This is a genomic window from Neobacillus niacini (assembly GCF_031457145.1).
GTDB lineage: Bacteria > Bacillota > Bacilli > Bacillales > Cytobacillaceae > Neobacillus > Neobacillus niacini_J.
Genome location: NZ_JAVDVZ010000001.1, coordinates 530875 through 546876, shown reverse-complemented (window position 1 = coordinate 546876; position 16002 = coordinate 530875). Strand labels below are relative to the sequence as shown.

Genomic DNA, 16002 nt, shown 5'->3' with positions numbered 1-16002 from the left:
TGGAATTTTAACTGCAATATAATCCTTTTAAACTACTAGATTATTTTTGCTTACAAAGTTTCTTTCCGATGATTTCTTCGTTATGTTGTCCGAGTTCAGGTCCAATCCATTCTATACTGCCGGGAGTTTCTGATAATTTTGGGACAATACCCGGAACCAGAACCTCTTCACCATCTGGCAAGGTAACCGTTTGAAGCATATCTCTTGATTGGAACTGTTCATCATTTACAATATCTTCAATACTATAAATTGGTCCGACTGGCACACCTGCCTCATCAAGGATTTTTTGTACTTCTTTTTGAGTATGGAGTTTTGTCCACTCCTCAATGATTTGATCCAATTGTTCGGCTTGTTTAGCCCTCCCCTGATTATTTGAGAGATTGGGATCCTCTGCCAAATCCGTTCGACCGATCGCATCCATAAATCGTCTGAAAATCCCATCGCTATTTGCGGCAATGACAATATATTTACCATCTGCACAAAGATACGTATTAGATGGAGCAATCCCTTCTAATGTAGCTCCTGTTCTCTCTCTTACAATTCCTTTCAAATCATATTCCGGCAGAACACCCTCAAGCAAAGAGAATACCGCTTCAGTAAGAGCAACATCAACAAATTGGCCTCTTTTCAATGGATCTATATCCCTTGCTCTTAAAGCCATTAACGTTCCATTTACTGCATAAAGACCCGCTATCGAATCCCCAATAGCCAATCCAACTCGAACTGGTGGACGATCAGGAAATCCGGTTAAATAACGAAGACCACCCATTGATTCAGCAACACTGCCGAAACCTACCTTGTCTCGATAGGGACCGGTTTGACCATAACCAGAAATCCGAGTCATAATGATACTTGGATTTATTTTCTTTAAATCTTCATAACCAATTCCCCATTTTTCTAAGGTTCCGGGGCGAAAATTTTCAATCACTACATCGGCTTCTTTTGCTAATTCCCGAACCATTTCCTGGCCTTCTGCTTCACGAAGGTTAAGGGTAATGGATTTTTTATTTCTTGCGTGAATATACCACCATAGAGAGGTTCCCTTATGCATGACACGCCAATTCCTGATTGAATCCCCACTCTTTGGATCCTCTACCTTTATCACTTCAGCACCAAATTCACCAAAAATCTTTCCAGCAAATGGAGCTGCCACAAAATTTCCTAGTTCTAAAATTTTTATTCCATCTAATGGTTTTCTCATGGGACTCCCGCCTTTTCATTAATTGCCATCATTAAGACAATCGCACTATTACCTGAATATTCAGATAATGTATGCAAATTAAATTGCTCTTTTTTTACAAACTTTGTACAGTCTTTGTTGTGGCTTTGGTTTCTCTTACTAATTGAAAAAATGAGTGATCTAATTGCTTTAACTGTTCGAGCTTCAGGCCCGTTTTAATATTCTGCAGTTCTAAAAACTCTACAACCCGGCTTGCCTGAACATTCCCTGGTGCCCCAGGCGCATACGGACAGCCTCCCAGTCCGGCTTGAGCTACATCCACTAAATGAACACCCGCTTGAATTCCAGCCATCACATTCGCTAAGCCGTATCCGTATGTATCATGCAAGTGAAGTCCAATTGGCATATCCGGGAATTTTCCAGCTAAACGGCTGCAGTATTCATATACTTGTCTCGGTGTTGCCTTACCGATTGTATCGCCAAGACCTAATTCATCTACTCCAAAGCTGACAAGAGTGTCTGCAATCCTTTCTACTTCTGAGTAAGGAACAGTCCCTGCAAACGGACAGACAAATGCGGTTGAAATGGCACCTATCACCCTTCTCCCTTCCATTTTCGTTTGTTCAACTAAACTTTTTATTTCTGCTAAAGATTCATCCGTACTCTTATTTAAATTTGCCTGGTTATGCTTCGTACTAGCTGATAGGAAAAAAACCGCATTATCTATATTAGATTTTAAAAATCGGTCTAACCCGCGTTGATTAGGAACAAGTGCTTCATATTCAACTCCCGGAACTTTGGGCAAGTTTTGACCTAAAAGATCTGCGTCTTTCATAGCAGGAACCCATTTTGGATGAACAAAGGAAGTCACTTCTAGACGATCAAATCCTGCATGAATTAAATCTTTAATTTTATTTATCTTTTGTTCGGTTTCTACAAACACCGGTTCATTTTGCAGACCATCTCTTAACGTAACATCACGAATTTTAATTTTTTCAGGAAAAATCACCGAAGATTCACTCCATTCATAAATGCTTAACTGAATAACTAAAGTTATTGGTATGTTTACTTTACATTTCCGAGTACCTATCACTATAAAATTGATAGTCATGCTGAATATGTGACCTCATTAACTCTTCAGCTGCTTTTCCATCTCTTGATTGAATTGCCTGCCATACTGACTGATGTTCTTTCGCACCATCCTCTACCCTCATAGGAATATTCAATACCTCATTTCGGTAGAAAGACATTAACGAATTGAGTTGGTTCATCATTTTCATTAAGTAAGGATTTTCACTTGCTTCAACAATGAAGAAGTGAAATTGAGTGCTAAGATTCTTTAATTTTTCAATATCTCTTTTTTCAATAACCAAGTCCATCTCTTTCACTAAATTTTTCAAATGATTACGCTGATCCTCATTCATTCGTATAGCCGCATAATAAGCAGCCGTTGGTTCTAGACCTAACCGGCATTCATAAAGATATTTGAAATCTGAAAACGTTGGTCGATAAACTCTTACTCCACCCCTTGGACTGACCGAAACTAATCCATCACTATTTAACCGGCGAATTGCCTCGCGAATTGGGCTTCTGCTGACCCCTGTCTCCTGAGAAACCTTTTCTTCAACGATTCGTTGTCCAGGAGGTATGATTCCGTTTACAATTTTTTCATGTAAAAATTCATAAACTTGATGTTGTAGAGTTTTAGACTGATTGATGTTTGATTTCACCTTTATCCCACCCGTAATCACAATTTTCAGATAATGTATGCAAAAAAAATTATTCAATAACAAGGCATACATTACTCAATTTATTTTTCGCCTACCATTCCCCCTAATTTTACTGTGATAATAGTGTTAAAGCAATTAAAAAATAAAAACCATTTCTGATTTTTCTAAATTTTATAATCACTTTTGATATACTGCAAACCTGCACTTCAAAGCATTGTTGCTTTTATGTAGTTTTACACCACTGTGGTAAAGTGGAAATCTAGTATCTAGATGTGTTTAATAATTAGTCTCTGTTAATTACTATTGTTGATCGCCTTTGATTACGGTCACCATAAACCTTGGTTACCAATTTTTCAAATCCAACAAGATTATCGTCACCAATAGCCCTCATTGGTTACCAATTTTTTAATTCCAACAAGATTATGGTCACCAATAGTCCTCGTTGGTTACCAATTTTTTAATCCCAACAAGATTATCGTCACCAATAGCCCTCGTTGGCTACCAAATTTTTTAATTCCAACAAGATTATCCTTACCAATAGCCCACTTCTAAGAACCGTTCTTATTAGCAATATATCAACATGTAATTTAACAAAGCCAATAATTTAAATCCATTGGCACTATATTAAATTCCCCCTGCTCATTTATGTCAATTTCCAGTAAACCTTTCTTGGATAAGAAAATTGAATAGGCATTTTTGCTAATTTTTGCGTTGTTAATCTGACGAATTGCTGTGGAAAATTTTCGAATGTAATATTTTAAACTTTTTTTGTTAACATCCACTTCATTAATTAAAAACTTCCGTAAATTCTCCATTTCGCTAGTTGGAAAGGCCTTATAAAAAAATTCTAGCAAATTACCTTTTCGGAAGTCATCATCAGAAGAAAAATATGTAACACAAGGTAAACCATCCTCTGAAAAACCAGCCAAAATATAAACCGTTGCATAATCCTGATCTGGATTTAAATTTTTGAATAAATGTAAAGAAGCTGAAAATAATCCTTGAGCGTGGGCTTTAATTTCTTCAAGGGAATTTGTTTTACTTGCGAACATTTTAAGTTCACCTAGAGGAAGATCAATGATATTTTTGACCCCTGCATAAGAAAATATCACATTATGATTTAACACACTAATCTTCTTTTCATCGTCCTTAAATCTAGTCGTTCCTCTATAGGTAATTCTTTTATCCGCCATGATTAATACACTATCTTTAAACTTTTTCCCAATCAATGCCGTCATCAGAAAACTCCTTTAAAAAATAAAGAATGCCCTACTATTCGTGTGCGTAGGGCTTTACCTTAATTTTACCATAAATTGACTCGTTCTGAAGGGATAAGTGAATTTTGCCAAATACTATTTATTGATATACCACTCCTTGCCTCATTTCAGCAACACATTGATCAATTTTTTCATAAAGTTTTTCTGGATTGTCTGTGACAATATTTTTTCCGTTTACAATGGCGAAGGGTTCCACTAGACATTGACCACAGTACAACAGGCATCTTTCTTCAATAACCTCTAAATCCTCCCGTACTATTAATTTTTCTTTCGTGGCTTCCAATTCATCTTCAAAATTACAAGGACAGAACTTTACTTTAATATTCAAATGCAACACTCCCTTTATTTTGTTGCTCATAGTTTATGGGAATATTTAAAAAAACTGCAAGAGTATGCCTAAACGCAAGTTAGCTTTAACGCATTAAAATATTAATACTCAAAAGAAAAAACGCGTTAAATGCTAGGTTTGCACCCATTTTTTTTATGTATTATGATGTGTGACATTACAGTCAATGAATTTCGAAAATTCTGTATGCTAGTTAAAAACAATTATGGGAGTGGTAATCATGGTCGAAAAAATGGTAGCAACACCTAAAGTAAAAAAAGAAGAAGTATTCCCAGTAAAAAATGTTCATTACGTAGAAATTTATACAGGAAATGCAAAACAATCTGCTTATTATTACGCAAAAGCTTTTGGCTTTAAGCTTGTAGCATATCGAGGATTGGAAACAGGCTGTCGTGATCGTGTTTCATATGTTTTGGAGCAAGGAGCAATTCGCTTAATGTTAACTGGTACTTTATCAAATCAAACTGACATTGCAGCATTCATTAAAACTCATGGTGAAGGTGTAAAAGATATCGCCCTTCTTGTGAAGGACTTAGAAAACACTTATGCAGGTGCAATTGAACGCGGTGGCATTGCCATTCGGGAACCTTGGGTAGAAGAAGATGAAAATGGCAAAGTAAAAAAAGCGATTCTTGGTACATATGGAGATACCATTCATACATTGGTTGAACCTATCGATTATAAGGGTGTGTTTATGCCAGGTTTTGAAGCGCGTGAGGACATTTATGGTACAAAGCCTACAGGTTTAATTGGTGTCGACCACCTTGTTGGCAACGTAGAGGTTATGGAAGAATGGGTAAATTATTATGAAAAAGTATTCGGTTTTAACGTTCTTAAGCATTTTGATGATGAAGATATTTCCACTGAATATTCTGCGCTCATGTCAAAAGTGATGATGAATGGTACTGGACGGATTAAATTCCCAATTAATGAGCCTGCGGAAGGAAAACGAAAATCTCAGATTCAAGAATACCTTGATTACTATAATGGACCAGGTGTCCAACATCTTGCTCTTTTAACCAATGATATCATTGGCACTGTTTCAGCTCTTAGAGAAAACGGAGTTGAATTACTGTTTACACCTGACACCTATTATGCAGACCTCGCTAACCGTGTAGGAGAAATTGATGAGGATGTCAAAAGGCTGCAGGAACTTAATATTCTTGTTGACCGAGATGATGAAGGGTATCTTCTCCAAATCTTTACAAAACCACTAGTTGACCGTCCAACACTTTTCATCGAAATTATTCAACGAAAAGGTGCACTTGGTTTCGGTGACGGAAACTTTAAAGCGCTGTTTGAGTCAATTGAACGAGAGCAGGAACTTCGAGGGAATATTTAATAGATTTGGGTCATGCCAGTTTTAACCCTGGCATGACCCTATTCATAGGAGGTGCATGGTGAATTGTTAACAAAAGTAAAGGTATATTGGAAAGAAGATTCGATTAGTCATTTTATGACAGAACTGATTGATTATGCAGGTATTTTCCCACCTGCAGCTCTTCCTCTTAAAGAAGCGATCTTAAACTATCATTCTTATTTTCATCAAGAGGATAGCTGGATGCTTGAGACGTTTGTCATTCCGGCTTCTCGATTGGGGGAGTTAGAACCTTTTAGAGATTTATTTAATGAACAGTATCCTCTTCGACTGTCCATCATCCTTTCAAAATCTGATGAGTTAAAAACAGATTTGAATGCGATTAAGCTTTTTTCGGAAACCTACCAAACTGCTGGAATGATAGAGGCTATTGAAGTACCACCATCCTTTCCAATTGATTCTGAGATCCTTGATAAGCTCGATATTCTGATACCAGGGTATCGACTATATTGTGAAATAACTGGCTCTATTGAACAGCTGAAATCATCATTAAATAGAATCAAGAAAAAGAACCAAGACACTTCACGACCTATTGGGATTAAATTTCGTATGGGAGGAATTACGGCCAATTTGTTTCCATCCACGGAAAAGGCAGCATTTGTCATTCATGAATGCAAAAAACGAGGTCTTGCACTAAAATTTACTGCTGGACTCCACCATCCCATTCGTCAATACCGCAATGAAGTAGGAACCTTTATGCATGGATTCGTTAACGTTTTTACTGCCTCAATCATGGCCCATAGCCTCTCGATTTCGGTAGAAACAATCCAAGAAATATTACATGAAGATAACCCGAAAAATTTTACTTTTACAACAAACGAACTCATCTGGCGAGATTTAGTCGTCAGTTCTTTAGAAATTAACGCTGCACGTAATGTTTTTTCACTTTCATACGGAAGCTGCAGTTTTGATGAACCAAGGGAAGAACTAGGAGAACTTGCATTATTTCACGAGGAGGCAGTAAGATGAAACGTTCTTTTATTGAAACAAAACCGGATTCGCATTTCCCGATTCAAAATTTACCGTATGGCATATTCCAGTTAAGTAGTGAGAGCCCTCGAGTTGGGACAGCCATTGGGGAGTATGTTCTTGATTTATCCCTAATTGAACAAGCCGGATTATTAGATGGTACAGGTGTGGAAGGAAAAAATATTTTTTCATCACCTACCCTAAATCCATTTATGGCACTGGGCCGTTCAGTCTGGTCTGCCGTAAGAAAGAAACTTCAACATCTTTTGGATGAAAACACCCCAGATTTACGTGATCATAAAGAGCTTCGTGTTCAAGCCTTTCACCTATTAAAAGATGTAACCATGCTGCTTCCGGCAGAAATTGGAGATTATACCGATTTCTATGCTTCAAAGGAACATGCAACCAATGTAGGAACCATGTTTAGGGGTAAGGATAACGCACTCATGCCAAATTGGACACACTTGCCAATTGGCTATCATGGACGAGCTAGTTCGATTGTTCCAAGCGGTACCCCGGTACGACGCCCTTTAGGGCAAAGAAAACCAAAGGATTCGGAATATCCAGTATTCTGTCCATGTACACAGCTTGATTTTGAACTTGAAATTGGTTGGTTTATCGGCCCTGGAAATACGCTTGGTGAACCTATTCCCGTTCATAAGGCAGAAGATCATGTTTTTGGGCTCGTTCTTGTGAATGATTGGAGTGCACGGGACATTCAAGCATGGGAGTATCAGCCGCTTGGCCCGTTCCTTGCGAAAAATTTTGCCACATCCATCTCTCCATGGGTTGTACCTTTAGAAGCGCTCGATCCTTTTCGCACAGTTGGGCCCAAGCAGGAGCCAGAGCCATTCCCTTATCTGCAGCAAGGAAAAGATGGGTCTTTTAATATTAATTTAGAAGTTTATTTAACACCTGAAAGCTCAGGGAAAGAAACGAGGATTACAAAAACCAATTTCAGCTATATATACTGGTCCATTGCTCAACAGGTAGCCCATCATACGATAACTGGTTGCAACGTACGCCCTGGTGACATGCAGGCATCCGGAACAATCAGCGGTCCTAATCGAGAAGAACGCGGCAGCATGCTTGAACTTTCCTGGCGAGGTTCACAACCTGTCCAGCTAAACGACGGCGGTGAGCGCAGCTGGATAGCAGACGGTGATACCTTGACGATTAGCGGCTGGTGCCAAGGAGATGGATATCGAATTGGTTTTGGTGAAGTAACCGGTCAAATCCTGCCTGCACATTCAGAAACAGATATATTAGGCAATCAAGTTGCCGTAAAAATTTGAAATAAAAAATATAAAAACAAAAGGAGTTTAGACTATGGCATATTATGTGAAAATGGGCCGCATCCCGCACAAACGGCATACTCAATTTCGTCAAGAAGACGGAAGTCTCTATTATGAGCAATTAATGGGGACGAAAGGATTTTCTAGCATTCAATCACTTATTTATCATATTAATCAGCCGACTCAAGTGAAAAAAGCCAAAAAAATTTGTGATGTTCAATATGAATTTGAAGAAAAAGGGGCTTTGAGACATCGTCATTTCCGTTCTTGGAATACAGAAGTTGGCGGTGATTTTCTATCCGCACGCAAAATTTTCATGGCAAACGGTGATCTCGCAATTGGCGTGGCACGCCCTAATCGACAGATGGAATATTTTTACCGTAACGGCGAGGGCGATGAAATGTTATTTGTTCACGAAGGAACCGGTAAAATTGAAAGTATTTTTGGAGAATTAAGTTTTGGACCTGGCGATTACTTGGTGATTCCTATAGGCACTACCTATCGTGTTGTGTTGGAATCAGAGGAAGCACGCTTTTTAATTGTAGAATCAAATTCATCCATCGTTACTCCAAAACGCTATCGAAATGAATTTGGCCAACTTCTTGAGCATTCTCCTTTCTGCGAGCGCGACATCCGGACACCGGAAAGATTAGAGCCAAAAAATGAAAAAGGTGAATTTGAAATTCGAGTCCGGGCACAAGGAATGATTACTTCCTATACGTTCGATTTCCATCCACTTGATGCAGTGGGCTGGGATGGATATTTATATCCTTATGCCTTTAGTATTCATGATTTTGAACCAATAACTGGCCGTGTTCATCAGCCCCCACCAGTCCATCAGACTTTTGAAGGGTATAATTTTGTCATTTGTTCATTTGTGCCGCGTTTATATGACTACCATCCAGAGGCCATTCCTGCCCCTTATGTACACAGCAATGTCGACAGCGACGAAGTACTCTATTATGTGGATGGTGATTTTATGAGCCGGCGCGGGGTTGAGCAAGGTTCCATCACCCTTCATCCGAGCGGACTTCCACATGGTCCGCACCCAGGCAAAATCGAAGAAAGTATTGGTAAAAAAGAGACACGTGAACTTGCAGTCATGGTTGACACTTTCCGTCCCCTTTATATCGTAAAGGATGCTCATCATCTGGAAGTTGAGGATTATATGAGCAGCTGGCTGCCAAAATAGTCTCTGGGAAAGATTACAAAAAAAAGTATTGTTCACATAACAGGAGGTTTACATATGTCAAATGTACAACCAGGGGAATTTTATATTGGAACTGTAAGCGAAAACTGGACCGAGGATGCGCTTTTTTACGAGTATACCGCTGCCGCTGATCCAATTGGCAGTGGGATTACTAGTCCTATCCCTCCTAAAGTATTTCCACCTGAAATTTATAACTCAGGAGAAACTCGTATTCTATCACTAGATTTATCAAGCGAACTAAGAACCGAATATCCGGCAACGAGCCCGTCCCTCCTTGCCCACTTTATCCGAATTAATGCAGGAGATTCGATTCATACACAACCAAATGCAACCAGTGAATTATACTATATTATTTCCGGGGTTGGCACCACTGAAGTAAATGGTCAAACAATCAGCTGGAAAAAAGGTGACTTTTTAACCCTTCCAGCCGGATCCGTTAGCCATCATACAGCGGCAGAGGATACAACCATCTACTACATCTTTGACACATCACTTCTTCATTACTTAGGTGTTACAGCAACGGAAGCACGTTTTAAGCCGACACTTTATACAGCGGAACAGGCGCAAGCCAAGCTCCACATAGTCATAAATCAGTTGCACTTGACTTTGTTGCATATGCCGCGCCTGGGACCTATACATTAGTTGGGGATAAGGTAGACCCTCTTACAAAACAGATCATTGATCCGATTCGGATTGACTAAGTAACTGGAAAAGCCTTCGTAACCCCTCCACGGCTGTGGCACTCTCATCACAATGAATCAGGAGAACCCGCATACATTATCCCAATCCAAGATGCGGGTCTGCAAACGTACCTTCGTACGTTGGATATCCAATTTACCCATTACGATCGGGAATAGAAGAATTTTTACTAAGTGGAAAAAGCAGAATGAGAGTGGCTAAGTTTTGTGAGCGAAACATTAAAGTTACCGATGCGGACAAAGTAATTGAACTTCTATCCCAGCAGTATCAAAATGATATGTAGATGTTCGTATTGTGGACTGCTTTAGCAGGTGTTTAGTATGTAGAATAAGACCGTTTTGCCGTATACAATTAACAACTATCGAGGATGATAATGCTGGAAGCTTGATTAATAAAATACTTCGAACGGTTAAACTGTTTCCATAAAAAATACGGGCTAAACTAGAAACGGGTTCCTTTCCTACCAAAAAGTTTATTTAAGGTAAAATGAATAGAAATACACAGAAGCGGACTTTTTCATGCCGATGATGACCTAATCTCTGAAAGAAATCTGAGAATATGGTCTTCATCAAGACTATGATGACCTAATCTCCGATAAAAATCCGAGGAAATGGTCTTCATCAAATCAATGAGGACTTAATCTCGATAGAAATCAATCAAGGTTAATGCACCGCAGATCTGTGGTGCATTTAGATAAGTATTTAAAACAAAAATGCATTCGATGATTATGTTAGGTTACACTTTTACTAATCATTTATGGTAGAATTATATTCCTTGGCAGGGGCATTTAAAAAGCGAGTTGGCATTTTTTGACCAACTCGCTTTTATCTTTTTCATTTTTGATTGTCTTTTAAGTTAAGTAGAGATCATACACCATGATTCTGGAACTAACTTAGAATTTCTTTTACTTTTTCTCTCAAACTTAGTTAAAATTCTGAAACAAAGAACACCCACAATTATTAATGATCAATATTTGTGGGTGTTTTATCATTTTCGAAAGATTCCCCATTTGGCAAGCTTACTTTAACATTAATAAAAAATTTTCCCTCAATAATCATTCGTTTTCTTTTTTAATATCCAAAAAAAGCATCCTTTTTGATATTCCGTTTTGAAACACTCTTATTTTGTAAATAAGTTGAAATAGAATCTACCATTGACTTTGGTCCTGCAATAAAGTATTTTCCATTGTCTTTATTTAAGCTAGTAAACTTATCCATCTCCTGAAGCAGTTCATCTCTTGAATCAAGGTAGGTTACAATTATCGAAGAATTGTTGGCAATCGCATCAAGTTCATCTTTATAAAAAAATGGATTCTTGCTATTAATATAGAGTAAGTGTATTTGTTTCCCGACTCCATCTCCTTCTGTTTCTATTTGTTTTAACATCGCCCGATATGGTGTAATCCCAATTCCGCCTGCAATCAGGAGTGTTGGACTATTATCTTTTAAATAAAAAGACCCGACAGGCCCGCTCATTTTAATCTTCATTCCCTTTTCTAATTCTAGCATCGCTTTCTTAAAATCACTTGGGGTATCACTGATATTCGTTGTAATTTTAATAGTTTTCTCTGTGGGGGCAGATGCCAGAGTGAATGGTCGGATAGCATTTTTTATTTTCTTATGGGTAATCGTAAACAAACCATGTTGCCCTGCTTTCCAGGTTAAATCTATATCTTTTTCAAATAGAAAAGTATATATATCTTCTGATTCTTTGTATCTTTCTAAAAATAATAAATCTCTCTTTTTAAATATGGATAATGTATCTTGAAAAAAACTCATTTTCTCTACTCCTTTAAGCCTCTAAAAAGCCCTCATCTAACTCAAACAGGTTCAAGGCTGATCTTATATTTCCTCTATTAATTTTTTTAGTACATCGACCTTGCCTGCCCAACCATATTTCGCACCGTTGAACGCTTGATCTTCTTGTTTAAATCCAGTTTGTTCAAGATGTAAGCAGGTTGTCCCATCCTCTTCCTTCAATGTCCATGTGACTATAGTATCTATCGGACCTCCAACCCATGTATAAGATAACTTATAAGGCTCGTCCACTACTAATACTTCACAATCAACAATTAAATTCCACTGTTCATTTCGAAATTGACATTTATGTCCTACAATAGGTTTAAAGTCATTTTCCATTATCCATTTTGCAAGTGTGTCAGAATCCGTTAACGAGTTCCACACCTTATTGATCGAACTTTTAAAATGAAAATCTAATAAAACCTCTGCCATTATTTATTCCTCCCCTAACAGATTTTTCAATAGTGCCACATTGTGATTCCAAAATTTCTCATAAAAGGATACCCAATCTTTAATTTCTCTTAATGGATCTGCATTTATACGATACCTTGTTTCTCTACCAACTTTTCGGTCAACTACTAATCCAGCTTCTTTAAGGATTGCCAAATGTTTAGAAACAGCGGTGCGTCCCATTTGAAATGGAGCGGTTAATTTGTAGAGAGGTAACTCTTCCTCCTCTGCCAACAAACGTAGTAATTTACGTCTTGTTGGGTCAGCAATGGCTACATAAACATCATGCGCTTGATTTTTCTCGTTCAATAGCCTCCTCCCCCTTATCAATTGGACACCAATTAGTGTCCTAATTATATGACACTAATTGGTGTCTAGTCAATATTATTTTTGACACAATGATATTCGTTTTATTCTCTATCATCGTTGAAAAATCCACTACTTTGTAATTCAAATACAATAAAACCTTTCTCATCGTTCATGTATCATTATCTTTATTTTTTATAATGGTGCTATAACCATTAATAAAAAAATATAAATGATACTAGACTTTTTACCTAGAAAATCAATGACTGGGGAGAAGCTATTGGCGAAATTTAAAGCATTGAAAGGAAAGCATCTCATATTAGCAATACTTTTTGCAGGATGGTCACTCGGAAATTTAGATCGATTTGTTATGAATTACGCAGTCATTTTCATTTCGAAGGATTTACATCTTAATGCTGCTGCAACAGGAATTTTGCTTAGCAGTTTTTTTGCTGGGTATGCCTTGATGCAAATTCCTGGTGGCTGGTTAGCTGATCGTTTTGGTTCAAGAAAGGTTTTGTTAACAGCTATCATCATGTGGTCCGTCTTTACCACATTAACGGGAGCTGCTTGGTCGTTAACATCCATATTAATCATCCGCTTTTTTTTTGGTATCGGCGAAGGGGGTTACATGCCGGCTGGCTCAAAGCTGATTGCCCAAACTTTTCCGTTTTCGGAAAGAGGCAGAGCCATGTCCATTGTTCTTTCATCAGGAGCATTTTTAGGTATTCTTTCACCCATAATTGCAACAACTTTGATGGCAACCATTGGCTGGCGAGCAATGTTTTATATTATTGGTTTCATTGGAGTTGTTTTAGCAGCAATTTTTTGGTATTACATAAAAGATCCTAAGCCAGAGGTAGAGAATCTACGAGAAGAAATTAATACCTACCAGTCAACTTCCTTACTTCAGCTTTTAAGATACCCTTATATTTGGAGCTTGTTCATTGCTTCATTTAGTGTAAATGCGATTAACTGGGGACTGTTATCGTGGCTGCCAACCTATCTCGTAAACGTTCGTGGATTAGAATTACTTCAATTAGGCTGGATTGCGGCCATACCAGGATTATCTGCTATTATCGGAACCTTTGGATCAGGTTATCTTTTAGATAAACTGCCAAAGGGAAAAGAATATATATATGGAATTATTAGTGCAGTTTGTGTTGGTATTTTGCTCTATCTGATGTTTATCGCTAGCAGTGTCACAGAATTTATGGTTTATCAAACCATTATTATGATTTTTGGTGCATTCATTATAATCTTCCTTCCCACAAACGTACTAAAGACTGTGCCTTCACAAATTGTTGGTTCAGCAATGGGGTTTGTAAGTTTCGGCGGACAGCTGGCAGGCTTTGTAACCCCAATTGCGATTGGATTCCTTGTTGAAGCCTCCAGAGGTTCATTTGATGCAGCATTTTGGCTTCTGATTGGATTTGCCATCATTTGTGCTCTATCGTTTATTCTATTGTTAATAAAAAGTCCCAAGTGAAACTGATTCACTTGGGATATTTCTCGTGCTACAATGCCGTTTCAAAAATAAAGTTAATAAAGAAATAATATGGGGAAAATAAAAGCATATAACCGCGGAAAGGGATGAGAACATGATTATTCGCGAACGTGAAGATAGCTTTATACTGATTACCCAACATGACCATGCTAAAATATCAGGGGAAATTGCCCAACATTGGGAAGATGAATATTTCAAGGGAGAGGAAAGAAAAGAAGAAGCAGTTCTAGCGATATCTGAACATGATCGTGGCTGGATTGAAGCGGATTCTGCGCCTTTATGGAATAGTCACCAGCAAAAAACGTACACTTTTATGGATTATCCCCTTGAATCAAAGATTGCTTGTTATAAAAAAGGAATCGATGAAGTCGAAAAAATGAGCAAATATGCAAGTCTTCTTTGCAGCGCACATTATGCTTCCTTTCTCCAATATGAAGAAAATCCAATTGCTCAAAAATTCATGGAGGATGAAAGTACGAGAAGGCTTCGCTTATTAAAACAGTGCGGTATATTAGGCAACATGGCAAAGGAAAAGCTGTTTCACCACCACCTAAGCATCTTAAAATGGTGTGATAACCTTTCACTCTATATTTGCTTAAATGAACCTGGAGCAAAAAAAGAAAATGAATATTCATTTTTCCGGAATGGAATCTCCCCCACATTCTCCTTTGCGAATGATAAACCTATTCAGGTACACTGAACTGATTTTGAAACACTCTCGCTGTCGAAGTCTCCTATGGAGAAGGAAGCACATCTGCAGTTAGAATTTAAGGAAGTAAAAAAAGAGGATATAAAGGCCAACGGGCTAATAACAGCCTATTCAAATACAAACAGTACAGTTAGAATTTTGAGGATTATTTAAATTTTTTTTCATTTAGTGTAAATATGAAATTAAATAAAATTTTTCAAAAAATTCAGCGTGTAATAATATGAATCTTTTCTTCATTTAATCCTAGTAATCTTCTAATTTCGATAAAAGAATTTCTCCTATTAACTCGTTATAAATAGATATAACAGAGTTTTCGTGAGAATATGGCGATAAAAAACGATATCATCGTCAAAGGATTTTAGGAATATTTACTGAAATATTACCTAAAGGGAAAAAAATCCCTACATCTTTTCGGAAAGGTAGTGATTTGAAAGATGAAATTTCTTAAGCTACATCGAAAGGTTCCTGCTCAAGCCGAAAAATCCAATGGTGAAAAAATGAAGGATCCCCTCCGAAAGATTCCTCCCAAGGTAAAGGTCATGACGATGTATAGAATGACCGAAGAAGTGGAGAAAGAGTGCAAAAAGCTGACGATTCAATGTCGATTTAACTTAAAAGAAGGTAAAAGAGTTTCTAGTCAAATTCGAATACAACTCGAGGAAACGAAGAGAAAAGTTAGGGTATGTTCTCCGGCCGCATTACAATTCATTGGTCCAGGTGATCATAGAGCAACTCTAATTAAGAAAGGAGGGATATTCATTTAACCCTCACCAAACATAATTGAATAATATCTATAGAACCTTTTATGATTAAAGAGTTTTATATATACTTCTGCAGCCGCCCTCTGCAGAAAATAGAGTGCTTCCGATAACGTGTCGGAAGCACTCTTTTCACTTTTATGACCATCGTTAAAGAGGAAAGTGCTATTAATATTCGTTATCTATCAAATCTAAACTAATTGATGTGGTTGAAATTGCGCTAAATCCCCGGCTGCTTTCACATGGATCCGAGTAGCGTTTCAAGGCAAGTAGGCAAGTGGAACATCTTCAATTCGTTTCCGACGTGTACTATTAACCGCACACGATTTTTAGACCGGAAATAGTGCGCATTCAACGAAACAAAGACGCCTACATCACTTGTAGGTCGC

General features: G+C 37.8%; 16 protein-coding genes. 8 read left to right on the top strand and 8 right to left on the bottom strand.

Annotated features, from left to right (window positions below; translation table 11 throughout):
* Positions 1 to 40: 40 nt before the first annotated feature.
* The 5 genes from J2Y03_RS02990 to J2Y03_RS02970 all read right to left on the bottom strand — a co-directional run bounded on the left by J2Y03_RS02990 (position 41) and on the right by J2Y03_RS02970 (position 4515).
* Positions 41 to 1201, bottom strand: a complete 1161-nt coding sequence (locus J2Y03_RS02990) for a CaiB/BaiF CoA transferase family protein (protein ID WP_310190507.1) — start codon at positions 1199 to 1201, stop codon at positions 41 to 43.
* Between the two features lie 94 nt (positions 1202 to 1295).
* Entirely contained in the window at positions 1296 to 2189 is an 894-nt protein-coding gene (locus J2Y03_RS02985; RefSeq protein WP_165903075.1) for a hydroxymethylglutaryl-CoA lyase, read from the bottom strand.
* Between the two features lie 61 nt (positions 2190 to 2250).
* Positions 2251 to 2910, bottom strand: a complete 660-nt coding sequence (locus J2Y03_RS02980) for a GntR family transcriptional regulator (RefSeq protein WP_132090123.1) — start codon at positions 2908 to 2910, stop codon at positions 2251 to 2253.
* A gap of 587 nt (positions 2911 to 3497) precedes the next feature.
* On the bottom strand, positions 3498 to 4148 hold the full coding sequence (locus J2Y03_RS02975; RefSeq protein ID WP_310190504.1) for a hypothetical protein: 651 nt from the start codon (positions 4146 to 4148) through the stop codon (positions 3498 to 3500).
* 118 nt (positions 4149 to 4266) lie between these two features.
* A complete protein-coding gene (locus tag J2Y03_RS02970; RefSeq protein WP_165903073.1) occupies positions 4267 to 4515 on the bottom strand; it encodes a DUF1450 domain-containing protein in 249 nt (82 codons plus the stop codon).
* A 238-nt stretch (positions 4516 to 4753) separates the two neighbouring features.
* On the opposite strand from J2Y03_RS02970, the gene hppD reads away from it, so the two are divergent.
* The 5 genes from hppD to J2Y03_RS02945 all read left to right on the top strand — a co-directional run bounded on the left by hppD (position 4754) and on the right by J2Y03_RS02945 (position 10027).
* Positions 4754 to 5875: a 4-hydroxyphenylpyruvate dioxygenase gene (hppD, locus tag J2Y03_RS02965; protein ID WP_310190502.1), complete on the top strand. Its 1122-nt coding sequence runs from the start codon at positions 4754 to 4756 to the stop codon at positions 5873 to 5875.
* Between the two features lie 63 nt (positions 5876 to 5938).
* Positions 5939 to 6880 carry a hypothetical protein gene (locus J2Y03_RS02960; RefSeq protein WP_310190501.1) on the top strand — a complete coding sequence of 314 codons (942 nt, stop codon included), beginning with the start codon at positions 5939 to 5941 and terminating at the stop codon, positions 6878 to 6880.
* Complete coding sequence (gene fahA, locus J2Y03_RS02955) at positions 6877 to 8175, top strand: fumarylacetoacetase (RefSeq protein WP_310190499.1); 1299 nt, start codon at positions 6877 to 6879, stop codon at positions 8173 to 8175. The genes J2Y03_RS02960 and fahA overlap by 4 nt, the downstream gene beginning before the upstream one ends.
* 34 nt (positions 8176 to 8209) lie before the next feature.
* Positions 8210 to 9367 carry a homogentisate 1,2-dioxygenase gene (locus tag J2Y03_RS02950; RefSeq protein WP_310190498.1) on the top strand — a complete coding sequence of 386 codons (1158 nt, stop codon included), beginning with the start codon at positions 8210 to 8212 and terminating at the stop codon, positions 9365 to 9367.
* A gap of 54 nt (positions 9368 to 9421) precedes the next feature.
* The gene (locus J2Y03_RS02945; protein WP_310190496.1) at positions 9422 to 10027 is read left to right on the top strand and encodes a cupin domain-containing protein; all 606 of its coding nucleotides are present in this window, start codon (positions 9422 to 9424) and stop codon (positions 10025 to 10027) included.
* Between the two features lie 1127 nt (positions 10028 to 11154).
* Here the strand turns inward: J2Y03_RS02945 and J2Y03_RS02940 are convergent.
* From J2Y03_RS02940 to J2Y03_RS02930, 3 genes are all read right to left on the bottom strand, one after another.
* Positions 11155 to 11862: an FAD-dependent oxidoreductase gene (locus J2Y03_RS02940; protein WP_310190494.1), complete on the bottom strand. Its 708-nt coding sequence runs from the start codon at positions 11860 to 11862 to the stop codon at positions 11155 to 11157.
* A 63-nt stretch (positions 11863 to 11925) separates the two neighbouring features.
* Positions 11926 to 12315 carry an SRPBCC family protein gene (locus J2Y03_RS02935; RefSeq protein WP_310190493.1) on the bottom strand — a complete coding sequence of 130 codons (390 nt, stop codon included), beginning with the start codon at positions 12313 to 12315 and terminating at the stop codon, positions 11926 to 11928.
* A 3-nt stretch (positions 12316 to 12318) separates the two neighbouring features.
* Entirely contained in the window at positions 12319 to 12642 is a 324-nt protein-coding gene (locus J2Y03_RS02930) for an ArsR/SmtB family transcription factor (RefSeq protein ID WP_132090096.1), read from the bottom strand.
* 277 nt (positions 12643 to 12919) lie between these two features.
* On the opposite strand from J2Y03_RS02930, the gene J2Y03_RS02925 reads away from it, so the two are divergent.
* From J2Y03_RS02925 to J2Y03_RS02915, 3 genes are all read left to right on the top strand, one after another.
* Positions 12920 to 14128 (top strand): MFS transporter, encoded by a 1209-nt coding sequence (locus tag J2Y03_RS02925; protein ID WP_310190491.1) that lies wholly within the window; start codon positions 12920 to 12922, stop codon positions 14126 to 14128.
* A gap of 112 nt (positions 14129 to 14240) precedes the next feature.
* On the top strand, positions 14241 to 14846 hold the full coding sequence (locus tag J2Y03_RS02920; RefSeq protein WP_310190489.1) for a DUF3891 family protein: 606 nt from the start codon (positions 14241 to 14243) through the stop codon (positions 14844 to 14846).
* A 443-nt stretch (positions 14847 to 15289) separates the two neighbouring features.
* On the top strand, positions 15290 to 15619 hold the full coding sequence (locus tag J2Y03_RS02915; RefSeq protein ID WP_310190488.1) for a hypothetical protein: 330 nt from the start codon (positions 15290 to 15292) through the stop codon (positions 15617 to 15619).
* Positions 15620 to 16002 lie beyond the last annotated feature (383 nt).